10 protein-coding genes are annotated in these 26,402 nt (G+C 44.9%); 2 read left to right on the forward strand and 8 right to left on the reverse strand.

Annotated features, from left to right (window positions below):
• Positions 1–200: 200 nt before the first annotated feature.
• From ABIC84_RS17930 to ABIC84_RS17955, 6 genes are all read right to left on the reverse strand, one after another.
• Positions 201–1,382: an acyl-CoA dehydrogenase gene (locus ABIC84_RS17930; RefSeq protein WP_429264470.1), complete on the reverse strand. Its 1,182-nt coding sequence runs from the start codon at positions 1,380–1,382 to the stop codon at positions 201–203.
• Between the two features lie 340 nt (positions 1,383–1,722).
• Positions 1,723–2,712 (reverse strand): family 43 glycosylhydrolase, encoded by a 990-nt coding sequence (locus tag ABIC84_RS17935; protein ID WP_429264412.1) that lies wholly within the window; start codon positions 2,710–2,712, stop codon positions 1,723–1,725.
• A 41-nt stretch (positions 2,713–2,753) separates the two neighbouring features.
• On the reverse strand, positions 2,754–3,368 hold the full coding sequence (locus ABIC84_RS17940) for an RNA polymerase sigma factor (RefSeq protein WP_429264413.1): 615 nt from the start codon (positions 3,366–3,368) through the stop codon (positions 2,754–2,756).
• Positions 3,369–3,591: 223 nt separating this feature from the next.
• Positions 3,592–7,698 carry a hybrid sensor histidine kinase/response regulator gene (locus ABIC84_RS17945; protein ID WP_429264414.1) on the reverse strand — a complete coding sequence of 1,369 codons (4,107 nt, stop codon included), beginning with the start codon at positions 7,696–7,698 and terminating at the stop codon, positions 3,592–3,594.
• 518 nt (positions 7,699–8,216) lie between these two features.
• Positions 8,217–9,239 (reverse strand): substrate-binding domain-containing protein, encoded by a 1,023-nt coding sequence (locus ABIC84_RS17950; RefSeq protein ID WP_429264415.1) that lies wholly within the window; start codon positions 9,237–9,239, stop codon positions 8,217–8,219.
• A 75-nt stretch (positions 9,240–9,314) separates the two neighbouring features.
• The gene (locus ABIC84_RS17955) at positions 9,315–11,195 is read right to left on the reverse strand and encodes a glycoside hydrolase family 97 catalytic domain-containing protein (protein ID WP_429264416.1); all 1,881 of its coding nucleotides are present in this window, start codon (positions 11,193–11,195) and stop codon (positions 9,315–9,317) included.
• Positions 11,196–11,395: 200 nt separating this feature from the next.
• Between ABIC84_RS17955 and ABIC84_RS17960 the strand changes: the two genes are divergently transcribed.
• Positions 11,396–12,880, forward strand: coding sequence for a glycosyl hydrolase family 28 protein (locus ABIC84_RS17960; RefSeq protein ID WP_429264417.1), 1,485 nt, complete (start codon positions 11,396–11,398; stop codon positions 12,878–12,880).
• A gap of 383 nt (positions 12,881–13,263) precedes the next feature.
• Positions 13,264–20,433 carry a cellulose binding domain-containing protein gene (locus ABIC84_RS17965; protein ID WP_429264418.1) on the forward strand — a complete coding sequence of 2,390 codons (7,170 nt, stop codon included), beginning with the start codon at positions 13,264–13,266 and terminating at the stop codon, positions 20,431–20,433.
• A gap of 136 nt (positions 20,434–20,569) precedes the next feature.
• Here ABIC84_RS17965 and ABIC84_RS17970 read toward each other — a convergent pair whose 3' ends face one another.
• Both ABIC84_RS17970 and ABIC84_RS17975 read right to left on the reverse strand, forming a co-directional pair.
• Positions 20,570–21,949, reverse strand: a complete 1,380-nt coding sequence (locus tag ABIC84_RS17970) for a right-handed parallel beta-helix repeat-containing protein (RefSeq protein WP_429264419.1) — start codon at positions 21,947–21,949, stop codon at positions 20,570–20,572.
• Positions 21,950–22,253: 304 nt separating this feature from the next.
• On the reverse strand, positions 22,254–26,243 hold the full coding sequence (locus ABIC84_RS17975) for a hybrid sensor histidine kinase/response regulator transcription factor (RefSeq protein ID WP_429264420.1): 3,990 nt from the start codon (positions 26,241–26,243) through the stop codon (positions 22,254–22,256).
• Positions 26,244–26,402: the final 159 nt, after the last annotated feature.

A 26,402-nucleotide genomic window follows, 5' to 3' on the forward strand; every position in this document is an offset into this window, starting at 1 on the left:
TAACGCTCTAAAAAGCAGCTTGCCCTATGAGAGACGCATGTGATGCGTCTCTACAAAAAAGAACTTTTATAAAGCATTTTAGGGTATGTTCAGAAGAATCTCTAAAATACAAAAAATAAACCCTCTATATGTTTTACATACAGAGGGTTTACAAATAATAAATTGTAAATCAATAACTACAGGCAGAATAACCGGGTTCGCTATCCTTTCAATACTTCCCTGCTAATCACTATCTTCTGGATCTCACTCGTACCTTCGCCTATGGTACAAAGTTTGGCATCGCGATAAAACTTCTCAACAGGGAAATCCTTGGTATAACCGTATCCACCGAAGATCTGGACAGCCTCGGTGGCTGTACGAACTGCCGTTTCTGAGGCAAAATATTTGGCCATGGCCGATTGTTTTGTTACCGGCAAGTGGCGGTTTTTCAGATCGGCGGCCTGCATTATCAGCAGTTCGGCTGCTTCAATTTCGGTAGCCATATTGGCCAGTTTAAATGCTATCCCCTGGAAATTACCAATAGGCTGTCCAAACTGGCGGCGTTCTTTGGCGTAAGCAACCGCTGCTTCAAAAGCACCTTTTGCAATTCCTAATGAAAGTGCCGCTATCGAGATCCTGCCGCCGTCTAACACTTTCATAGCTTGTTTAAAGCCTTCTCCCTCAACACCCAGCAAATTTTCCTTTGGCACACGGCAGTTATCAAAAATAAGCTCCGTGGTTTCTGAAGCGCGCATACCCAGCTTATTTTCTTTTTTGCCATGGGTAAAACCCGGTGTACCTTTTTCAATTACCAGTGCCGAGATCCCGTGCGAATCGCCTTTGTTGCCTGTACGCACCATCACTACCGCCACATCGCCCGATTTACCATGGGTTATCCAGTTTTTTGAGCCGTTCACTACATAATGGTCGCCATCCAAAACGGCGGTGGTGTTCATACCCAGCGCGTCCGAACCGGTGTTGGCCTCGGTTAATCCCCAGGCGCCAAGCCATTCGGCAGTGGCCAGTTTGGGCAGCCATTTAAGCTTTTGCTCTTCATTGCCAAAGGCAAGGATATGCCCAGTACAAAGTGAATTATGGGCGGCAACCGATAAACCTATAGCACCGCAAACTTTGGCTATTTCGCTGATCACGGTTACATATTCAAAATAGCCGAAACCGGAGCCGCCATATTGTTCGGGCACAAAAACGCCCATCATGCCAAGCTCGCCCAATTGTTTAAATAAGTCGATAGGGAAAACCTGGGCTTCGTCCCATTCCATTACATGAGGTTTGATATAACGTTCGGCAAAGTCTTTGGCCATCTGGCCAACCATTTGCTGATTTTCGTTCATAGCAAAATCATACCCATCTGTTGAGGGGGTATCGGTTAACAAAGTATCCATACATTTATAATTGGTTACTACAAAATAACGCATAAAAAACGAGATTGGTTTGCCCGTAAAAGCCTGCAAATCAAGAACAGTTTGGTATTGGGTATGAATTATAGGTTTAGTTAAAACAGAGTGGTTTTGGGGGAGAGAAAACTGATGAAAAATATTTTTCAGGAATTATTGGAGCGGGGACTAACCGGACAGTCTCATAGGGGCTAACCGCTACCAACTTTACCGATTAAAAAAGGTCAGCTCAGGCACGTGCCGGGCCGGTAAAAACGAAAAAAGGGGCACCCCTGCCCCTTAATCTATTAACTAACCTTATGAAGAATGAATTGTATAAAAATGCTGATTAATTTGCAGTGCCGTTTTTCACGTCGATCTTAAACGGAGTGGGCTCAGGAAGCCAAAGCTTACCATCTCCGATCTGAACAGGCATCCATAAATACCGGGAATCCCATTGTTCTTTCGGCTTCCAGATATCCCCCAGGAACAATACTGTCGTATCCTTCTTCCCGCTAACTTTGAGCAATAAGGTAGATTGCGAACCATATGTGTTTTTTTCCTTCGGCGCTATGTCTTTAAACTCCGACCATGGGCCTTCCAGGGTCTTTGCTGTGGCATACCGGTTAGGATTGGGCCTCCAGCCCGTAAGCGCGGAGCCTATGGCGTAATAAAGGCCATGATAATGCACTATAGCCCCGCCTTCCATATGTTCGGCTATCAGGCACATTTCCCGGTCAATGCTGAGGCAATCATCCGAAAGCCGGACGATATGAAACCCAAGCGGACGGTCTTCGAAAACAAGATATGGCGTACCATCATCATCTATAAACTGGCCAATGTCCCGGCTTTCATGCTCCAGGGGCCTGAAGCTTTTCAGGTATTTAAAATCACCATCAGGGCGGTCGCTTACGGCGATGCCAACCCGGGCAAACTTATAAGTTGCATTGTCAAGATGGAAATACATGACATATTGCCGGCTCTTTTTGCTGTAGAAAACTTTGGGCCTTTCCAGGACCCAGCGCTGCCCCAGGTTTTCGGGATCGGTCATCTGAACAACATCACCTTTGAATGTCCAGTTCGTCAGGTCTTTTGACGCATAACAGCTAACATAACGTTTGTTTGAATCCAGTCCCCGACGTCTTTCTTCTCCGTACCAATAGTATGTGTTCTTTATTTTTATAATCCCTCCGCCATGCGCCTGGATATGTTCTCCCCGGTTATCGGGCCAAACTGCTCCGGGATTTATGATTTTTTGATGCTGTGCATATACCTGGCCTGTAATCAGCAAAGTCATGATAGCCATGGTTATTCTTTTTAAAAGTATTTTTTTAATCATTCGGTGTTTTTTTTCAAGGTCAGGAAATCTTATATACGTTTTTATGAAAGCACCAGTTCGGTTGTGGCAATCTTACTGCCTTCAGAAAGTTTAATACGCAGTTGATTGATGCCCCTGTGTACATGATTAACTACCGACTGATATTGTAACCCCGTTACTTCAGCAATCTGATCGTAATTCCAATTATCAAAATACCTTAAAAAGATCATCTCCTTCTGGCGCCTTGGCAAGGTATTTAAGGCAAGGGCAAGCATGTGCTCCACTTCTCTCCCGGTTTCTTCCAAAACAAGCACATCTTCCCTCGAAAAAACAATATCGATATCATGGCTTGCGGATAAGCCTACAAACTCGGGCCTCGCGGCCTTTAAAAAATTAATGGCAAGTGACCGTGCCGATTTAAAGAAATAGTATTTAACATTTTTAATAGGCCCAAATGTTATCCTCCGCTCCCACATTTTTATAAACAGTTCCTGTAAAACATCCTGGGCTGCATCCTCATCTTTAATAATTTTATAGAGGTAGAAATACAAACCGGAATACAGTTCGTCATGTATCCTGCCAAAAGATTTGACATTTCCCTGGAGGGCTTCTTCCCACCATGTAGTTAGCTGGTTACAATTGTTCATATTGGCTTTAAAAACTGGTTTCTCTTTCAATTGGTCGTTACCGACTTTAGGAACCTAAGCTGAAAACCGATTTACATAATCGATTAAGTAAGTTTGCCTGTGGTTCTAATAACTGGTTTATATAAGCTAATATGAATAGATTTTATTCGGCAGATGGGACTCAAACTGGTCATTTATGCGGTATAAATTCGGCAATTTATCAATTTACTCAATTGATTAAGCAATGGAGAGAATATACATAAATAACTTAATATCAGTTAATTATATTTTTATTTTTCTTAAATACAGGTCTTTTTTGCTTAAGAAAGTCTGATGGGTTAGCGCCGAACAGTTTAAAAAACTGATCGCGGAAGTATTTGATGCTGTTAAAGCCTGTTTCAATGGCTACTTCATTAACATTCATATCCGACTGGATCAGCAGCTCAGCCGCCTTTCTGAGCCGTATGTACCGGATGAAGCTATTAACGGTATGACCCGACAGCGATTTAATTTTGCGGTAAAGATTTGAATGGCTCATGCCGATCTCCGAAGCCAGTATTTTGATATTGAAGTTTTCGTCGGTAATGTGCTGCTCAACAATTTCGATACATTTTTCCAGGAAATTTTTATACTCATCCGAAATAGTGACGTTAACCGATTTCAGGGTAATGGTATTATAAAAATAGCTTTGAAGGTTACTCCTGTTTTGCAGCAGATTGGCAATGCGCGCTACCAGCACATCTTTATCAAAAGGTTTTGATATATAGTCATCCGCGCCGCTTTCCAGCCCTTTGATCTTATTTTCGGCAGATGAGCTGGCTGTTAGTAAAATCATCGGGATATAGCTCAATTGCTGGTCCTGCTTAATGGTTGAGCAAAGTTCAATGCCATTCAAACCAGGCATCATTACATCGCAGATAATAAGATCGGGTTGCTTTTCTTTCGCTTTCTGTAAACCGGTCAAACCATTATCTGCCTCGTAAACCCTGTAACGGCTTTCAAGAATGGAACAAATGTAAGACCTGATCTCGCTGTCATCATCAATAACCAGGATCCTTTGCTTGTCGGTAAAAATCTTATCCGCTTCAAAATCAATATCATTAATTTGGCCGGCTTCAGCTATCGCCGGCTGGTCTTCAACCATTTCACGAAGCAAGGGCGATAAGTCAGCAGCATCGGCTGCCTCTGCCACATCCGGCGAATAATGAGCTGTCCCTTTTAACAGGGTTAAACAAAAATCAGAGCCCTTACCTTGCGCACTTTCAAACGTTAATGAGCCGCCGTGATCTATGGTAAACTGGCGGGCCAGGAATAAACCGATCCCAAAGCCCCCTTTTGCCGCCTGGCCGTGTGTATTTGACCTGTAAAACTTTTCGAAGATATGCTTCCCCGCTTCCGGAGATATTCCCGGGCCATTATCAATCACATTGATCACCACCTCGCCCGGCCCCGGTTGCAGGCCAACGCGCACGGCTTTCCCGGCCGGCGTATATTTAATAGCATTGGATATGAGGTTAAACAGGATAATCTCGATCTTTTCCCTGTCTCCATAAATCAGTACCGGCTCTTCCGGCACGTTTAATTCAAAACTGATACCCGAAAGCCTGGCCTGCTGCACAAAACATAAAAATACCTCCCGGCAAACAAGGGTAATGTCCATTGGCGCAATTTGCAGGATCCCAACGCCCGAATCGGCCTTACGAAACAGCAACAGCTGATCAACAAGGCTTAACAGGCGCCTTGAATTACGATAAACAATATTAAGTTCCGCACGGTTCTCAGGGCCAATTTTCGCAAGCAAATCCCTTAAGGGGTTGATGATGAGCGAAAGGGGCGTACGAAACTCATGAGAAACACCCGTGAAAAACTCTACGCGCCTGTCATTCAATTCGCGTTCCTTTTCCTGCAGGTCGCGCTGGTGTGCAGCGGCGGCATTGGCCAGTTGTACTTCATATTTAAGCCGTGTTTCCCTAAACCTATAACGCAGGTACCAGTAAACAACTGCCGCAAGCAACATCGCGTAAATGAGGTAGGCCCAGACGGTACGATACCAGGGCGGCAAAATAATGATATGAAGATGGATTTCCCGGCTAATCCATTGCCCTTCGGCATTAGTACAGTTAATTTTTAACGTATACGTACCGGGCTCCAAACGGGTATAAAGCGCATTACGCTGACGCGCTGCATACACCCATCCCCTGTCCCAGCCCTGGAGCGTATAACGGTAACCGATCCTATCCTGCGCGGTAAATTCGATAGCTGCGAAACTAACGGCTATTGATGCCTGATCGTAAGGAACCTCTAACGACCGGATAACATTCCCGGCATCCGTCTTCACATAGTCCGGATAAGTACTTATGGGCTTATTGTTAATTTTAATATCAGTTATAACAATGTTGGGAGCATCATGCAAGGGCAGGATTGCCTGCGGATGAAACATCGTGACACCATTGATTCCCCCAAACGCAAGCTGACCATTGTTTAGCCTTAAGCCAGCGTTAAAGTTAAACTCATTGCTCGCCAGGCCATCGCTTTCAAAAAAATCGGTAAAACTAACGGCTTTGGGATCAAAGCGGCAAAGCCCGTTGTAAGTGCTTAGCCACAAACGCTTTTGCGCGTCTTCCAAAATGGTCAGTATCGTATTATTACTAAGTCCGTTACTGGTGGTATAGTGACGAATTATTTTTTCCTTAGATGCTGAAAAATACAACAAACCGGCCTCCGTACCTAACCACATATCGCCGTTGTCTGCTTTCTGCATTGATCTTACCGCTTTACCTACCGGATAAAACTTATGTGCGTTGCTTTTTAAGTCAATTTTATAAACACCTTCGAAATTTCCAGCCCAAAGGTTTCCAAAATGGTCTTCGCCCATTGAAAGGATATTGGTCAGTGCCGCGTCATACAACCGGAATTGGTTATTATGCTTATCATATAGAAACAGCCCGTCCTGTAAGCCGCTGGCCCAAAGATTTCCAGCATGGTCCAGGTACAGGCACCAGAACACTATCCGGCTGGCAGCTCCCTGCCTGTCTACACCCCGAAATGTAGTGAATGTATTGGAACCCGGCTGGTACAGGTTAATGCCGCCTCCATAAGTGGCAATCCAGGTCCTGCCTTCCCTATCCCCGGCAATACTGGTTACAAAGTTCGAGCTTAGAGTACCCGGCTGTGAAGCATCATGGCGAAAATTAGTGAAGCGATGGGCCTGCCGGTCCCAAATGCTCAATCCGCCCCCGTCGGTGCCTATCCACAGCCTGCCATCGGGGGCTTCATATAACGATTTAACAAAGTTACTGATAAGGCTATTCGTGTTCAGGTCATTATGCCTGATATTTACAAAACGTTCTTTTACCTCATCAATAACATTTACTCCGCCCCGTAAGGTACCAATCCACTTTCTGCCTTCCCTGTCTAAAAATAAAGCATAAACAGCATCACTTGAAAGTGAGTGCTCGTCACTCCCCGCAGGCAGATAGGTAATCTTGTCGCGCCCTTTATCCAGGATCTGGATCCCGCCGCCGTCAGTGCTCACCCAAAGTGTACTATCGGGCATGACTTGCAGGCTCGTTATTCTGCCCGATTTGAAAGGCCCGTTAAACTCGTCAAAAAGACGGTCATATTGCCCTGTTTTGAAATCATAATGGTGCAGGCCCTGGGTTGTGCCTACCCATAAACCATTGCCTTCGGGATAAATACAGGTAGCGCCGGTAACCGAAGTGTTCAGTAACTTCAAAGTACCGTGTACCGCATCATACGTAAAAAGGCCCGCGCCGCTGATCAGCGCATAGATCTCGTCGCCTGGCCCTACATACAACGCGCTAACGCTATAACCCTGTACAGCTTTTCCGTTATCATAGTATGGTATAATACGGCCGGTTCGTTTGCCCTTATCCATAACGATAAGGCCGTTGGAAAGAGAGGCAATGAAGATGCGCCCCGAACGGTCTGTTTTGATGTCCCTGATAAAGGATGTCACGGGTGTTTCTTTGCCGGCCAAAATTGCATAGGCCGGAGAAAACTCTTCAGTTACCGGGTTTAAAATACTTATGCCTTGGCGCGTACCTACCCATAAATTATTGGCTGCATCCTCTGCAATACAATTAATAAAATTATGAATAATTGAATGCTGCTTTTCGGGCTGATTGCGGTAAATACGGAAGTCATACCCGTCAAAACGGTTCAGGCCATCGTAGGTACCAAACCACATATAGCCTGAATGGTCCTGGAAAATGCACCGTACTTCGCTATTGGAAAGCCCGTCTTTGAGGCCAAGCCGCTGAATATTGGGTAAAGCAAGCGCCGCGGCATTGCTATTTAAAATCAGTGCTCCTAAAATAATTACACAACACCAACGTGCGGCCGCTTTAAATAGCCGCATACAGGAGGATACCGGTTGTTGAATACTGCTCAATTTGAATATAAGTGCCGCGAAACATTTGGTTTGTGTTTCAAAAACTGTCCCGTCAGGTTAAACATTACTCCTGGCGCTTCTTTTTAGGGTCCTGATTTATTTTCTGAACTATTGAATTCCAGCTTTTTTTGATCGTTTGTTCGTCTGCTTTCGGATTTTTTATCTGAAATAGCCCTAAGGGTTCCGCTTCGTTTCGCTTTTTTTTCATAAATCGATACACTATCATGTCTGCACCCTGTAACATTTTACTCAAAACAAAAATATAATTATCTGACAAATAAAGAACAAGGATTATATCCGTGCCCCAACCGATCATTTTCCTCAATATTCCCTGCTGTTTATCCTTAACAAAAAGGGCTTCCTTTCAGAAGCCTTATTATAACCAACTTAACTAAACCGGACGGTTTATTAGGGGAGAGTTACAACAAAGACAATCCCAAACAGGTTTGATACTCATTTTTTTATTTTTTTTTATTTTGGATAAATTACACCAGTAACCTTGCGGATGAATCCCTTATGATCAGTTTGGTTTTCAATAAAATATTTTGCGAATCGATTATGTGGTTATCCTGAAGCTCTTCCAATAAAATTTTGGTAACCCTTAGCCCGATCTCTGTAATTGGCTGGGCTACAGCGGTTATGGCCGGGTTGAAAAGGGCAAAATTGTTAATATCATCAAATACGGCAACACCAATATCTCTGGTAATTATCAGTCCTGATTCCTTGAGGGCCTGCAGGCCGCTTAAGGCGAGATAGTTGGTCGCAAAAAAAATGGCATCTATATCCTTTTTACTTTTCAGGAGGCTTTTAAGGTTCTGGACGGTTTTGTGTGGATCTTCATTATAGATAATTTCTTTTAGGATTGGCGGTAGCCCGTGTTTTTGGAGGGCCGCGTGATAACCGTTAACACGTTCGTTCATTTGGTCCTGCCCGGCCGCAAGCGTAACCATGGCAATGTTACGGAAGCCGTTATCTATCAAATGCAAAACAGCGGCCTCACTGCCGCGAAAGTTATCGACAAGTACTTTGGAACATTGCAGATCAGGCGAGGCGCGGTCGAACACCACTACCGGGTAACCTTCCTTTACAAGCTGGTTGATATCATCTTCCAAACCGGCAGTAGGTGCCACGATGTACCCATCTACCTGGTAATTTTTAAAGGTTTGCAGCAGGTCGCGGGCAATAACGGTAGAATTTTCAGAACTGCCATAAATAACGCGGTAACCTTCTTTATAAATATGCTCTTCCACGACCCTGGCGATGGCCGAAAAAAAAGGATCGCTTATATCTTCCACAATCATGCCCACTGTTTTACTTTTTCCTGTCCGCAGGCTGGCTGCCAGCCGGTTGGGCCGGTAACCTACCTTTTCAACAAACCTCAGTATTTTATTTTCCAGCGCCACGCTGATGCCATATTGCCTCGCCTTGCCATTAAGAACATAGGAAACAGATGCTTCTGACACTTTTAACGCGGCAGCAATATCTTTCAAAGCCAATTTTTTCTTCATTTCGCCCAAAGCTGGATCCTCCTTAAGTCAAACTAACACAATCATTAATAATGCCCCCAACAACATCCCCACCCTCTATTTTATTTGAGGTCTTATGATAACAGCCTGACCCCCTTTTGCATCCAGGTCAACAACAAAAGCATCATTGTGCCTGAGCTCAACCTTTTTTACCTGTATGCCGCCCTGTCCGTCATCGCCATAAACAGTAGCGGTGTATATCTGATTTTTTTCCAGGAAATCGAGCTTGAAGTTTGCTCCCCATTTCTGAAAGCCAGCAGCGCTGCCCAGGTACCAGGTACGGCCTTTACGGCGTGCTACGGTAATGCCTTCGCCTATCTCTCCCTGTACATATCTGCTTTCGTCCCATACAGTGGGCACATATTTAAAAAATTCAATGTCTGCCTCATCCTTATAATCCTGCGACCGCCCGTACCAGAAAATCGCCTGGAGCGGGTCAAAGTATACAATGGTCAGGGCCATTTGCTGGACTTTGCTTACCCGGATATTTTTACTGTAATCATTCACCTTGTTGGGGTAGCAAAAGGTAAAATCGGCAGGGCCGGCCAGGTAACGCGTAAATGGCAATACGGTATTATGGAAAGCATCAGGACTGTTTTCACCGCCCCTGATCCCTTCCTGGCTCAGCACACACGGGTACCGGCGGCTTAAACCTGTGGGTTTATAATGATCATGTACGTTGAGTATCATGCCATAATCATTTACTTTTTTCATGGCCGAATCAAGCCAGGCAAGGCCTTTCTGCGTGCCGCCGTCTACAAACCCAAACTTCAGCCCGCTAACTCCCCACTTTTTATAAAGCGGCAATATGGTATCTATCTTAGCTTTGAGCCCCACATAATTTACGTATAAAATAACGCCGATGCCTTTTTGCCGGGCATGGGCAATGATATCCGGCAAGTGGAAATCAGGTAAGTATCTGGTAGGATCAGAGGTAGTTCGAAATTCAGCACCGTACCAGCCTGCATCAACCAAAATGTATTGAAAGTTCATTTTTTGAGCAAAATCAATTCCATCAAGGGCGCCCTGCGTATTGATAGGTACCCTGAAAACCTTTCCGGGTTTTACATAATCGGGCACCTCATTACTAAGTGGTTTAACCAGTTTAAGATTAAGCTGACTAAAAGCGTGCAAACCTATGGCAGTACTACTGCAACTGATGGTTCGCCAGGGAGTAATGAGGCTATCGGTGAACCGGATCAACGAATCCTTCCGAACGGACTGAACGCGGTGGTCGCGGTAAAGGGTATCCGTATAAAATTGTAGCGTCAGGCTATTGGGACGGCTGCCGTGAACCAATACGCATTTGGTGTAATTGCGGTTATCGGCTTCGCCTATACTTATGTATGACTGTGCGGCTGTGAGCGTTGAAGGAAGGTCACTGGCACCCGGCAATGAATCGACCATAACCGGCCTGAAAACAGATTCTTCGTGATACTGGTAAATGCGATAGCTTGTTGCAAGGTTAAACTCCGTTAGTTCCGATTTAAGTTGTACAATACTATCACCAAGCTGCTTACAGACATACCTAAACGCCAGGCTTCCATCATATACCCTTACGATAATATTATAATTACCCCTGCCAGAGGTGCAATGAAGCGTGAGCTCGTTACAATGGTTTACCAGGCTGGCATCTTCTCCCAGCGGCCACAAAAACTTTTCATTGACTTCTTTTTTGGCCGATCCCTTTAACGTGATACCCCGAACTAATGAAGAACCGGTAGTTTCGATCCCCAAACGCGACCAGTTAACAATTAACCGTGTGTTGAAAATTAACCGATAATACAGCTGCCCCCGCTCATCCAGTGAAAATTGCGCCCGCGTGCGGTTATCTGGTGAATAAAGCAGGGCAACAACCTTTTGCTTTGCGAACACAGCATTATTGTATGGGAGAGAAAGGGCTATAAAAAAGGCAAAAAAAGGGTATTTATTCTTCATTGTTCAGGATACGGGGCAACAACAGTAATAAGGACAAGCAATGCTCTTAAATATACTCAAAGAGATCAGTGATTTAATTCAAGGTATCTCATTTCGGCACATTACCTGCGGCAAATGCAGCTATTTTTTTCGATATAGTTTTTTTATTGAGTATGAGAATCCGCCTTTATTGTCTTCCTCTATACACTATAAAAACTTCTATGAACAAATTCCTGGCGCTGACATGTGCGGTCGTATTTTTATTAAAAACAGTCAAGGCAGAAATCATAACTTATAAAGCACCCGAAAGTAACTTAGTTAATCATACAATTAAAGTAGATGTGCGGCAGGGCACAGGCAACTGGCAGCCCTTAGATGTATATAACGCCGATGTCGCGGCTCGTTTTGACGCGCAGCGCATTATTAAAAAAACCGCTTTTACTTATTTTGATTGTTCCGGTTCGGTAAAGCTTCGGGTTAAGCTAAACCAGGGGAATATCAAAGAAGTAAGGATCAGACCTACCGCATACGGTATCAAGCCCGAGGTTAAAGGCAACGTTGTGGAATTTGAATTAAGCGCTTCGCATTATGTTTCGTTAGAGGTAAACGGCAACATTTTTGAAAACCTGCAGATTTTTGCCAATCCTATAGAAAGCAGCCGTCCCACAAAAGCTGATGCGCAAACGCTTTATTTCGGTCCGGGCATTCATAAAATCGGCCGGATGGTGATCCCCTCGGGTAAAACCGTGTATGTAGCCGGAGGCGCTATTGTTGAAGGCTCATTTGTTATAGATCATGCAGAGAACGTCAGGATCTGCGGCCGCGGAATCCTTACACAGCACCCGGTACAGGGCGACAGCGTTAAACCCCAAAATACTACAGGAACACTCTCAAAATTAAGGAATGACCATTTGATCATCCAGAACAGCAATAACATCAGTGTCGACGGGATCATTGAATTACCAACGGGTTATTCTATTTTGATGGGCGAATCAAAGCATTTGAGTATAAGTAATTTCAAAGCTTTCAGTGCAACCGGTAATGCCGATGGTATCGACATCTTTTGCAGTCAGGATATTAAGCTTGATCATATATACATGCGAAACTCTGACGATTGTATCGCTATTTACGGTCACCGTTGGAATTATTACGGTAATACCTCCGATATTACAGTTAACAACGCCATTTTATGGGCAGATGTAGCCCACCCGCTACTGATAGGCACCCACGGCGATACTGACCACCCGGACACTTTACAGAATATCCGGGTTCAAAATATGACCGTACTTGACCATAACGAAAATCAGCTTGATTACCAGGGCTGTATATCACTTAATGCCGGCGACAGCAACCTGATCAGGAACGCCAGTTTTGAAAACGTAGAGATTGAGGATATCCGCAAGGGACAACTGTTTAATTTAAGAGTGATGTACAATCGAAAATATAACACCTCTCCCGGGCTGGGGATCGAGAATATACTGTTCAGGAATGTTAATTATAACGGCAAGCGGGCTAATATGTCTATTATAGTCGGCTACGATGACAAACGCGGCATCAGGAACGTTATATTTGAAAACCTGAAGATAAACGGCACCCTGATATTCGATAAGATGCCGGGCAAACCCGGCTTTTATAAAACAAGTGACATGGCCAATATATTTGTGGGTGAACATGTAGATGGGATCCAGTTTCTGAGCAAGGATTAAGCCGGATAAACGTAAGGCTTATTGACCATCTCGTCATACGCATTATTTTCTTACGCCTCCAATTTCATAAACGGTGTTCGGAATAAAAAAGCGCAGCAGTGTGTGATTTTTTTCCTATCAATAATTGAAAAAATGTTCCGAACAGCTATGTCTTTTTCTCTTCTCCCCCCACTTAGCTCCCATACTAAAGAGACTTATTCCGAGCGATTTAAAGTCGAAAGCCTGGCTTAAAAATTTCAAAAACACCACATTTCTGTGAGTATCATTTACAGCAGTCATTGTCTTTGATGTGTCTGATTATAAAACTGTTTTGTTCCACGTCCTTACACGACTTCCAAACATGCCGGAACGGCAGTAAATATGTTTACCTAAACAATTAAACCATGAAAAAACTTTTTACGCTTTGTAATTATTTGACAGGTACGCACCGGCGGATAAGGCTGCTGTTGTTTTCGCTGTCGATGTTTGTCACGATGGGTGTATGCGCCCAACCTTTTATCCATCCTGGCGTGGCCTTTAACCGGGCGGATTTGGACCAGTTGAAAGCCAACATTAGCCGCGAACCATGGCTATCCGGTTATAACGCATTTAAAAACGATTCGCATTCGCAATTAGGTTATGGGCAAAAGGGGCCTTTTGCAACAGTTACAAGAGCGCCCAACCTAAACAACAGCGCCTGGATTGAAGACATGCAGGCCGTTCACAACCTGGCCTGGATGTGGTGGTTTACAGGCGACTCTACTTATGCCCGCAAAGCTACTAATATGTTGGATGCCTGGGCAGTAACCAATACTACATGGGGCGGCGGAGAAGCTATGCTGGATATTGGCGACTATGCCCAGTATTGGGGCGTAGGTGCTGAAATTCTTCGTTGTACTTTTCCCGGTTGGACCGCGGCAAATACACAGCATGTAAAAAATTATTTTGCCAATGTTTTATTTCCTACTTCCTGGGTGCCAAGCCCCTTGCGCGACGCGAATAAAGGAGCTCTTCAGTTAAAAATAGCTCTTGCCGCATCCGTTTTTTGCGATGATGTAACCCGGTTTAACCAGGCGGTGGAAGTGTACCGGATGGATGCCGGAGGAGGGATGCGCAATTCATTGCCCGGTGGCGAAGTTGGAGATTCGGGCCGGGACGACCATTGGCGTGTGCAGGCAGCAGCATTGGCCTGGGGCGCAGAAGTTGCCTACAAGCAAGGTGCAGATATGTTTGCCGAATTGGATAACCGGGTATTAGCTATCGGTGAGTTGTATCATAAATACGCTTTTGACGGCGCAACAATGACCTTTATCCCGTTGGGAGGGTATGCAAGTTACTGGACCGGCTGGGGAATTCAGCCCGGAGCGAGGACCGGCGATATGACTAATCTTATTTACAGCGCTTATGCTGTACGCAAGGGCATACCTACTCCTAATACCGACAGGATGAGGGCTGCGTTAATGCAGCCCGGTGCAACCAATTATTCTCCGGCCGGCGGCAATTTCTTATACCTGAAATCATCAGATACGTCTACCGCCGTTAAATTGCCACAGGTGTATTATCCTGCTGATCATGTGCAGCCGGTGAGCAATCTAACAAATATAGATATCGGTAATACCGGATTAGCGGGCAGCGCCTCCTATAATAACGGGGTTTGGACACTTCAAGGTGCCGGAACTTCCACCAGTAATGCCTTCAGCTTTAATTTTAAAAAAATTAGCGGTGATGCGGGCCTGGTGGTAAAAGTTGAGAATATGTCGTTAAATACCGGTGGTTGCGGGGTCATGCTACGCCAATCGCTGGCGTCCGGTTCAGCTTTTTATGATATTTTCCTTAAAGCGACAGGCGGTGCCGGAAACCACTACCAACCCAAAGCCCCCTGGTGGTTAAAAATTGAGCGTGTAGGCACCCGCATATTTACATACCATTCGCAGGATGGCATCAGTTGGACCGGTCTCAGTTGCTGGTATTCTGCAACAGGTTTCCCCGCGGATTTGTATGCCGGATTTTATACCCTTTCCAGTAATAACTCGGCGCTAAATATAGCCACCTTCAGTAATGTAGCCTATAGTCAATCCGCACCTGCCGGGTCTCCGGAGATTAGCAGTGCTACCACCGCCACAGCTACCAGTGGTGCGCCTTTCAGTTATAACATCATAGCCAGTGCTAATCCATCTTCTTATAGTGCCACTGGCTTACCATCGGGGCTTAGCATTGATGCGGCCACCGGTATCATCTCGGGCACACCTACCGCGTTAGGGCAAAGCGAAATTACCATAGCCGCCACTAATGCCAGCGGCACCGGCACGGCAAGCCTCATGCTGAATGTGGTCAATAACCAGGCGCCGGCAGCACCTGCTTCAGCTGCGGCAGCGGTTGTTAACGCTACACAAATTAATATTTCCTGGGTAGCTTCAGCCAATGCTACCAGCTATTCGGTAAAACGGTCGTCGTCATCCACCGGGCCGTTTACTACTATACAATCAGGTATAACCAACACATCATATATTGACGCCAGCCCGGTACCCGAGGTAAACAATTATTATGTTGTTACCGCGCTTGCCGGAACATTGGAAAGCGGAAACTCGAATGTTATTTTCTCATCCGTACCGCCGGCTGCCCCTGCGCAGCCTGCAGCTGTTAATAAAAACAAGGAGGTTGACTTGAGCTGGAATGCAGCAGCAGGGGCGGCTACTTATAATGTAAAACGCGCTACCATAAGCGGCGGTCCTTATACTACTGTTGCCAATGTTTCAACTACGGCGTACGCGGACCTTAATGTAAGCAACGGTAGCCCATACTATTATGTTGTTTCATCTGTTGGCCAAACCAAAGAAAGCTCCAATTCGGCCGAAACATTTGGCGTGCCCGGCTCAAGCACTTCAACATGGAGCCAGCAGCCCGAGTCCGACTCGCTTACCCTGGCCAGTAACTGGCAGGAAAACGCGACACCGGTTAATCCCGCAATTATTACTTTTCAAAACAGTGCAGATACCGTACTGACCAACGACATCCCAAACCTTGTAGCCTCGAGGATTCAGTTTAATGCAAACGCCGGCAGCTATACCATTGACGGCGCAGCAATTCATTTGCGAAATGACCTGGTTAATAACAGTTCTGGCTACCAAACCCTGAAGATGCCTGTAACACTCGATACATTACTCAATGTAAACACACCCAACGTAAGCGGCACCATAGCATTAACCGGGCAAATAACAGGCTCAGGCAGCCTGCTCAAGAACGGTATCGGGTTCTTGTACGCAGGGGGCAATAACACCTACTCCGGCGGTACTATCCTCAACGGAAACGGGCAAAGCTGGCCGCCGGTTTATGGCATGGAAATATCAGGAACAAGTACAGGAGCACCATCCGCTCCTACTTCCGGTCCGCTCGGTACCGGAAAGATCACCATGAACGGCGGAGCACTTTTTTCGGCGAACGGCGATGCTACCTTATACAACGATATTGAAATCGCTGCCGGCAAAACCAGCTATTTTTACCAAACCAGCAATGCACTGAACCTTTACGGGCGGCTTACCGGCAGCGGAACAATTATTCAGGATGGTAACGTATATGCCGGTTTACATTTGTTTGCCGATAACAGCAGCTTTACCGGTTATTTTGTATCCAAATTACGCAGCGGCAACTCACGTACCCGCTTTGAAGTGCCGCAATCAGGCAGCGCGAATGCTTCATGGAATCTTGACGCCAACGGGAATGATTGCCAGGGCATCATGTTCCCTACCGGCACTATCAGTTTTGGTGCGTTAAGCGGCCGCGGGGCTATCCGTACTGATGGTGGCGGCAGCCCAACCATCAGCATCGGTGCACTGAACATAACTACCAGCTACGGCGGAACGATGACAGGCAGCATGAACGTAGAAAAAGTTGGTACGGCTGTTCTGACGTTTACCGGCAACCAGGCTTATTCGGGAACAACAACGATAAAAAATGGCATTTATTTGCTCAATAACGACCCTAACAGCGGCACATTCACCAGTCCGGTGGTTGCAACGGCCGGCACGTTTGGCGGCAGTGGGAAGAGTACATCATCGGCTACTATTGGTACAGGCTCAGGTACAGGCGCGGTACTGGCACCCGGTAATCAGGCCATAGGCACCATAAAAGTGGGCACCCTCACCATGAATGCCGATGCCACCTATAAAGTAGAATTAAGCACCAGTTCGGCCACCAGTGATAAGGTAAGTGCAGCCATTGTTAATTTAGTGAACCAGCCTAAACTGCTGGTCACGGCTATCGACTCGACCAGCCTGGCCCAGGGAACTTCGTTCACTATCATTGATAACACCGGAAGCGCGGCAATATCCGGTACATTTAAAGGCTTGCCCGAACTTGCCCCGGTAACTGTTGGTAATTTCACGCTTCGCATCAGCTATAAAGGCGGTACGGGCAATGATATTGTGCTCCTGGACGACCGGCCATTACCGGTAATTATCACCAGCGCGCCAACGGATACCACGCTGATAGGAAAACCTATGACTTATACCGTAACCGGAATTAAGTCGCCCAACCATTTTTCGGCCAGCGGATTGCCGGCCGGGTTACAAATTGATTCTTTATCAGGCGAAATTTCAGGAACACCAACGGAATCAGGCACCTTTAATGTAAGCCTGTCGGCAGGCAACGGCAGTACAACAGGTACTTCGACATTGGTACTCACAGTGCTTAGCAGTGCCGTAAACTCTTTGACAGTTGCCGCTGGCGATGCCAAAAACATCCTTGAATGGCAATCACTTCCAGGCTATACTTATAACGTTAAACGTTCAACAACTTCCGGCGGGCCATATATCGCACTTGGCTCGGTTAGTAACCTTACCTTCACCGACAGCAATGTGAGCAATGGCACAACCTATTTTTATGTGATAGCTCCTGCAGACAGTACCGGCGAAGGTACCCAAAGCACAGAAGCGGTTGCTAAACCCAATGCCGGGCAACGCGACTTTTATCAATTTGATGAGGTAAGCAGCAGTAAAGGCATTGATGCCTGGGGCGCCAATCATGCTGCACTCGCGGCAACAGCAAGCCATGCTGTGGGTAAATATGGAAAATCTTTGCTGCTTGATGGTTCGGCGAACGCTTATGCAACTTTACCTGCCGGTATTTTCAGTACCCTGAACGATTTTACCATATCTGCCTGGGTGCGGATGGACGCCATAAGCACCTGGATGCGTGTTTTTGACTTTGGCTCAAGCACTACCCAATATATGTTCCTTACTGTACAGGCCGGTGTTACCAACGGGCAGTCAACCATTCGTTACGCTACTAAAAACGGCTCGGCTGCAGAACAGAATATCAATTACAATTACACCTTCCCATTAAATACCTGGACCTACCTGGCGGTAACCCGGGCGGGCACTACTACTACACTTTATGTAAATGGTACATCGGTTGCCTCCTCAACAAACATTACCATCAAACCATCGGCGCTCGGTAGCACCACACAAAATTACCTGGGCAAATCGCAGTTTGCCGATCCGATGTTCAAAGGCTCCATTGATAATTTCAAGATCTACGGCAGGGCATTAAGCAGCACCGAAATTGCTGCCGATGTATTGGGCGATCAAACAATTACTTTCACATCCTTCAGCGGAAAAACATTCGGTGATGCAGATTTTGTACCCCCGGCGACAGCTTCATCAGGTTTGGCAGTTTCTTACAGCAGTTCAGATACTACTGTTGCCAGTGTGATCAATGGCGCCATCCACATTAAAGCGGCCGGAACAACAACCATCACTGCTTCCCAGGCCGGAAACAGCAGTTTTAAAGCAGCTACTTCTATTAATCAAAACCTCACCGTTAGCCAAAAAGCACAAACTATTACGTTTAATGCGATCCCTGCAAAAACAGTTGCCGACAGCGATTTTGTGGCCGGCGCTGTAGCCAGTTCTGGCCTTGCGGTAAGCTGTAGCAGTTCAGACAGTACTGTAATTCAGGTAGCGGGCACAAAGTTGCACATCACCGGTGCGGGTACGGCCGTGATCACCGCTTCGCAGGGTGGGAATGCTAATTATCTTGCGGCATCACCGGTTACACAAACGCTTACAGTTAACAAGCTGAGCCAAAGCATCACCTTTGCTGCTTTGCCGCTAAGCAGGCCCGGCGATGCCGATATCAGCCTGAATGCGACAGCTACTTCCGGACTTACAGTTGTTTACACCAGCTCAAACTTAAACGTAGCTACGGTAATCAATAACAAGCTGCATATTGTAGGCGCGGGCAGCAGTACTATCACAGCGCAGCAAGGCGGCAACGCACGTTTTGACACCACAGCCTCAAGCAAAGCCTTCACCGTATTGCCATACAATGTCCAGGTGCAATCATCCGACGGGGATAATAACCAACCTTTAAACAATCTCATTAAGCCATTTCTGAAAATTGTTAACCAGGATTCTGTCGCCATTAATTTAAACGAGCTGACCATGAGGTATTGGTTTACCGCGGAAAATTATGCCGGGATCAATTCGTGGATTGATTATGCCCAAATAGGCAACAGTAACGTTACCATGAAATACGTTCAGCTACCCAACCCGCACACCGGGGCATTTGGATATATAGAATATGGTTTCCTGACAAACGGCCAACTCAGCGCAGGCGGCAATTCCGGGGTTATTCAGTCGAGGTTTGCCAACCAGGACTGGTCAAACCTTTCGGAGGCCGATGATTATTCATACCTGCCATACACCGGGAGCTATGCTGCAAACAGCCATATCACCCTTTACCGCAACAGGCAGTTAATTTACGGTACCGAGCCTGCTGCAGTTACAGCTACCACGGCTTTTACTGTATCTTATCAAAACCAAAATCAAAGCACATCCGGAAATACGATCAGTACCTACTTGGCGCTTAACAATACCGGAAACGTGCCTGTCAATTACAGCGATTTATCTGTTCGTTACTGGTTTAGCCGCGAAGGCACAGCAGGATTGAATTTCTCGGTAAGCTACGCCAAACTGGGCAACAGCAAAATCAACAACCGGTTTGTTACTTTAAGTCCCCCTTTAACCGGGGCAGACACCTATCTTGAATTAACCATCGATCCATCGGCCGGTTCGCTTTACCCCTTAAGCAATACCGGTAACATTCAATACCAAGTAAATAAAACAGACTGGTCGGCATTTAACGAGGCCAATGATTATTCGTTTGCTGCTAAAGCTGCTATGGCGCTTAACAGCCATATTACCGTTTATTATAAAGATCAGCTGATTTATGGAACGGAACCTTCATTGCTCAGCAGCAATTCGCTGGCTTCAACCATAGGTCAAAAAACCGGTATTGTACAGGATAACAGCGCACCTATTGGTACTGTTCAAAACAATGTGATCTACCCAAACCCGGTGGCTGCACGCAGCTTCAACATTAAACTAACGCCCGACCTGGAGCAGAAAGAGATCAACCTGGTTATCCGGGATAATTTTGGCAAGGTTATGCAAAGCGGCAGGTATCGTGGTTTTGGCGGTAACCTTGGGGTTCAGTTAACCCGGTCGTACATGACCGGTGTTTACTTTGTTCAGATCAACAATCTGGCACCATTGCGCATGATAGTAAGCCCATGATTTTAGCTAAAAGCAGAATGCACAAAGCTTAAAGCTAAAAACTTTAAAACGCAAAAAGGGATGGCAGTGCTGCCGTCCCTTTTTCTTTTACAGGAATTCCCTTTACCCCTGACAGAAACCCTTGGTTTATTAAATATTAATACTCGGTAGCCCCAATATCAAAAGCCGTACCCGATGGGCGTACAGCATCATAATAATCAAATTTTATGCCGTATGATAAAACATTTGCCCCCTGATCGATAAGCGGCGATGACGGTTGTAAATGAAAATCATCTCCGTTATAATCTACAAACCCGCAAACACTTACATCTGTGTTTACATAATTATTTGATTCGGTAAGTTTAACGCTGGTGCTTTTTAAAATTATCGGCTGTACCGATCCCGATTGTATGATAGCATTATTAATAACGGTATTCATGGGGATAGTTTCGGAGTTTAACTTTATACCGCCTAAAACAGAGCCCACAATGGTATTATTGATAAACTGAAAATTCGGGCCCGGCGTATACCGTGAATCTGCAAAAATACCATAGGCTTTTGAATCTATAATATAATTATTGAATACCTGGTTGTCCCCAAGGCCAAGAACAATGATACCATTGCCGGGCGCATTCTTAACCAGGTTGTTATAGCATTGTCCGCCGGTACCTTCTCCTATTTGTATGCCATTATTTTGATAGGAAGCAAACGGACTTATCCCCGGGTTTTTAACGGTGTTACTATAAATCATACATCCCGACGTAGCACTGCCAACCTGGATCCCTTCGGCACCGGTTGAGTCAACAAGGTTTTTGTAGATCCTGGCATTCACGATATCGTGGGGTAAAACTGTACCGCAGGAAGTTGAAACGCCATTCTGATAAAAAGAATTTCCTATATAAAGGCCTTCCCCTCCTGTTTTGTGAACGTAATTATCATGAATTATTACATTACTCATCGTAAAATTGCCCCGCCAGGTTGCAGCGTCGCATGATGGATCGGTTTTTGCCATGATCCCGGCAAACCCGCTGTTACGCACCTCAACATTCGCGATCTCAAAATCCGAACTCAGATAGTCCATCGTCATACCGATGTTGCCGCCGTTCATATCAAACCCGTACTTAATTGAGGAAACTCCATTTCCCATTACCTTAAAGTACTGGCAATTTTGTGTCTTAAATGCATACGAGGCGGTAGTTTCTGTAGTGAATGATACCCTGCCACCCTGGTTAACAATTAAGATTGGTGCAGCGGCTGTTCCTTTAAAGTTTTTAAGCAGCAAAGCCCCACGTTCACCGGCGGGGATATATATTATAGCCCCCGCGGGGATATTTGTCCCGTCAACCATCCACTCGGTAGTTTTAACGGTATAAGTATAGGTAGTTACCGGCCTGGTTTTCAAACTTTGCAGTTTTCCATCCTGCTCCGGAATTGAACTTGCCGGTGTCTCAATTTTGTTTATACTTTTTGAACACGCGAAGCATGATATTACCAGCATACCAGCAATCATGCTTAGTAAGTAATTGTTATTTCTCATTTATTAATCTGAAAGAGTTTTGATAATCAACCAGTCCCTGTTGTGCGGAACCGGCAGTTCTACGTTATTTTTTCAGATATTGTTGCCCACACGATTAAATCGCCCGCTTGCAGCGTTCAGGGACTTCAGCAACAACAAAAATTGTAAAAAAGGGGGTTGCTTTAACAGCAAGTGCTTTGCTTGGGCTATCGCCGACGCAAAAGGCTTGCAGCTTATATCTGAATGGAATTACCCTCCCAGACGCCGTTATTATTATATAAAGCCCATTGCTCCTGACTTAGCCTCATAGTCCATCCTGGTAAGATTAAACCTGTTTTACTTTACTGCGCTTAGCCTGCTGGTATTCAGTAGGCGTAGTACCGAATTGTTTCAGGAAATTACGACCGAGGTGTGATTGCGAGCTGTAGCCTACCATGTTGGCTACTTCGTAGATCTTATAATCACCTTCTTCCAGTAATTGCGCGGCAGCCTTGAGGCGGGTGATATTGATAAGCTCGTTAATAGTAAGGTTGGATATAGCTTTAACCTTGCGGTACAGCGTTGGCTTACTCATGTTCATGAGATTGGCTATCTGCTCTACATCAAGCTCGGCGTTTTGGATGTTTTTATAGATAACACCATTTAGCTTATCCAAAAAGCTTTCATCGGGTTTTGAGTAAGCCATCGATTTGATATGCGCCAGCGGCGAACTCGCAAAATGCTCCTTAATTTTATTACGGTTAATAAGCAGGTTAGCTATCTGCACCTGCAAATGTTCGGGCGAAAACGGTTTTTCGATATAGGCATCGGCACCAACCTCCAGGCCTTCAATTTTACTTTGCAGGGTATTTTTTGCAGTAAGCAGTATTATGGGGATGTGGCTGTAATCGAAATTGGTTTTAATGGTTTTGCACAGTTCAAACCCGTCTATTCCCGGCATCATTACATCGCTTATAATAAGCTGAATGTTCTCTATGCCTATCATATCCAGCGCTTCCTGTCCGTTAAGGGCTTTAATAACCGAATATTTGTCGCTCAGATCATCCGAAATAAAATCAAGTATTTCAGGGTTATCATCCACTAAAAGTATAACTGGTTTCATAAAGTCAATATTCTCCTCTCTGTTACTTAGGTCTGCCTGCTCATATTCATCGGGGGTAATATGAAGGTCGAATTCTTTTTCCTGGTGAACAGGCAAAGTAAGGTTAAATATATTAAAATCGTTAATAGATTTATTCAACACCAATAAACCCTTATGCAATTCGGCTAACGAGCGCGATAAAGAAAGTCCTATCCCGGTGCCAATTTGTTTTTCCGACCCTTTCATCCTGAAGAAAGGCTCAAAGATCTTTTCGCGCATTTCATAAGGGATCAGGTGACCGTTATTCCTTATTTCGATGGTAAAGGTGGGGTCGTTAACCGGGTGATCAAGCAGTTCGATCTCAACAACAGAAGTGCTGTATTTGATGGCATTACTGATGAGGTTACTCATTATTTTGGTAAACGCTTCAATATCAACATAGGCATAAACGGTTTTAACCGGATGTATAAAGGTATAACTGAGGTTCTTTTGTTCGGCCATGGGCTTAAACCGCAAAAAGGTATCGGCAAGCAGATCCATAATATCGGTTTTAACAAAGCTGAGGCTAAAGCCATTGGTTTCAGTTTTTCTGAAGTCAAGCAGCTGGTTGGTAAGATCGAGCAGCCGGTTGGTATTCTTTTCCATGATCTTCAGGTTGTTTTGAATATCCGGAACATGCTCCGCCCGCCTGATTACTTTTTCCATCGGCCCTTTAATAAGCGTTAAAGGTGTACGGATTTCATGGGCCACGTTGGTGAAAAATTCAATCTTAGCATTATAGATCTGTTTTTCCTTGTCATTTTCAAGGGTTTCGATAATGCGCTTATTTTTTTCGCGGGTTTTACGGTGATAGCTTCTGAGCAGGTAGTAACCTGTTAGTAAAAATAACAGGCAGTAAGCAATGTATGCCCAAACGCTTTCCCAAAAAGGAGGTGCTATATCAATTTCAATACTTGTTTCTTTTTGGGTCCAGATGCCGTTATTGTTTGCCGCTTTTACTACAAAGGTGTAATGTCCGGGCTGCAGTTGCGTAAAATAAACTTTTCGGTTGCGTTTAAGTTCGGTCCAGCCTTTATCCAAACCTTTCATCGTGTATTTATATTGGGTCATTTCGGGCGATGGGAAGCTCAGCGCAGCAAAATCAATACTGAATGAAGATTGGTTATAATTAAGGTTGATCTTTTTTGTGGTGATGATAGATTGTTTTAATAATGAATCGGCGCCGTTAACAGAGATCTCTTTATTGTGCACCTGGAAACCAGTTATATAAACCGGGGCTATAAAGTAATTTTGCTTAAAACTGGCAGGGTTAAAGCTAACCATACCACGTACACAACCAAAGTACATGGTACCGTCGGCATCTTTAAAAGATGAGTTGTAGTTAAACTGATCACTTAATAAACCGTTGGCTTTTGTATAAATTTTGATGCTCCCGGTATTATCATTAAAGCAAACCAGTCCCCGGGTAGTGCTGATCCATAGGTTTTTATGGCTGTCTTCTTCGAGTCTGAAAATGTAATTGCTCGGAAATCCGTTACCGGTGTCATAAAACTTATAGCTATCGGCTTCGGGATCATATCTCCATAAACCCAAACCTTCCGTAGCAAACCATAATTTGTGGTTGCTATCCTCAAAAACGCCATTAACCGTGGTGGTGTTAAGCACATTTTTAACGGGGTAACGATAGTTTAGCTTAGTGCTTGTATTGTTTGCCGGATTGTAGCAGTAAATACCATCCCTTACCGTGCCAACCCATATTTTGCCCTTATGGTCTTCGGTTATGGCGTAAATAAAATCATATGGGGGTAATTTATCTACCAGGGTAAAATCCTTGCTTGCCAGGTTATACCTATAAATGCCACGGGTAGTACCAACAAAAATGAGCCCGCTGCGGGTTTTGCAAAAGCAAATTATAAAGTTACTTTTGAGATCATTATTTCTGCTTCCGGCCAGGTAAACGCGTTCAACCTTGCCGGTTTTAATGTTCATGATATCCAGTCCCCGTTCAAAAGTGCCTACAAACAGTTCATTGCCTAAGGCTAATATACCGTGGATGTTGGTATTGGAGATACTGGCACTTCCGCCGGGATTATAATGGGTCCAGATGTTATCGGGAGCCAATTTGTTTAACCCGTTATCTTCGGTGCCCATCCACAGGTTGCCATACATGTCTTTGGTAATTTCGCGCACCACGTTTCCTTTAAGGGAATTTGGCTCAGTGTCGGGGTAAAATTTGTTAAAGGTTGAATATTGTTTAGGGTAATAGTTGAGGCCGCCAAAATAAGTGCCTGCCCAAACCCCGCCTTCCGAATCCTTATAAAGGCAATAAACGGCATTATCCGATATGGAGTAAGGGTCATTGAAATGCTTTCTGAGATTAAGAAATGTGCCCTTTACCGGGTCATAAATAAATACGCCCGATTCTGTGGCTATCCAATATTCTGTATCGCTGTATTTTAAAAAATCGCGCACGTAAACAGCCGTTTTATCCGGGTTGTAGTTAAGCAGGTCCTTGTAGGTATAGGTTTCAGCATTAAACTCCTTAAAACCATGACTATTAGTACCTACAAATATTTTGTTATTGCCTGCATAATAAATCTTTTCAATAAACTTTGAGGTAACTTTATCAGTTGGCTTAAACACGTTGTAAGCGGTAAAAGTGCGGCTTGCCCGGTCAAATTTCTCCATTGCGCCTGTTGAAGAAGAAGCCCAAACTGTACCATTAATGATTACTACAGAAGTAGCCTCAAAATGCTGCGAAGGCCAGTAATCAGTTCTTTCGCCGGTTTTTGTGTTATATCTTATTAATGAAGCTCCGGCCACAAACCAGCAATTATCATGTTCATCAAAAGTGATACTGCGCACACCGTTAATATTTGCCGTATTGATATGTGTAAATGTTTCTGACAGGGGATCATACTTATCAAGGCCCTCGTCGGTACCTATCCAAAGCGTACCTTCTTTATCAAGGCACAGGGTATGCACCATGTTGTTGGAGATGGTGCTCTTATTTGCAGGGTTATGTCTGAACGTTTTAAAGGTATAACCATCAAAACGGTTCAGGCCGTCCTTAGTACCAAACCACAAAAAGCCGCGCCTATCCTGCATGCTGCAGTAAACGGTATTATGCGATAACCCATGCTCAACCTGGTAATGCTTGAAGTAGTAGGTTTGGGCATTGCAAATACCGCATGATACTGTAAAAAATAATAGAAATATGTATAGTGGTTTCAAAATAATCAGCTTAACGCAAATATAGCCAATCTGTTGCAGCGTTTCCCTTCTCCCGAAAATTGATACTTTTTGACTAAGTATTGATATGATTTGGTTAAGCGCCGGGGCCAAAATCCTTTTTCTTTACAACATGATTTTAGATATGTCAATTGTACATTT

It is taken from the genome of Mucilaginibacter sp. 3215 (assembly GCF_050433785.1).
Taxonomy (GTDB): Bacteria; Bacteroidota; Bacteroidia; order Sphingobacteriales; family Sphingobacteriaceae; genus Mucilaginibacter.

Coding starts and splice junctions, on each gene's coding strand:
- ABIC84_RS17930 (WP_429264470.1), bottom strand. CDS start 1,382: ATGGATACTTTGTTAACCGATACCCCCTCAACAGATGGGTATGATTTT.
- ABIC84_RS17935 (WP_429264412.1), bottom strand. CDS start 2,712: ATGATTAAAAAAATACTTTTAAAAAGAATAACCATGGCTATCATGACT.
- ABIC84_RS17945 (WP_429264414.1), bottom strand. CDS start 7,698: ATGCGGCTATTTAAAGCGGCCGCACGTTGGTGTTGTGTAATTATTTTA.
- ABIC84_RS17950 (WP_429264415.1), bottom strand. CDS start 9,239: ATGAAGAAAAAATTGGCTTTGAAAGATATTGCTGCCGCGTTAAAAGTG.
- ABIC84_RS17955 (WP_429264416.1), bottom strand. CDS start 11,195: ATGAAGAATAAATACCCTTTTTTTGCCTTTTTTATAGCCCTTTCTCTC.
- ABIC84_RS17960 (WP_429264417.1), top strand. CDS start 11,396: ATGAACAAATTCCTGGCGCTGACATGTGCGGTCGTATTTTTATTAAAA.
- ABIC84_RS17965 (WP_429264418.1), top strand. CDS start 13,264: ATGAAAAAACTTTTTACGCTTTGTAATTATTTGACAGGTACGCACCGG.
- ABIC84_RS17970 (WP_429264419.1), bottom strand. CDS start 21,949: ATGAGAAATAACAATTACTTACTAAGCATGATTGCTGGTATGCTGGTA.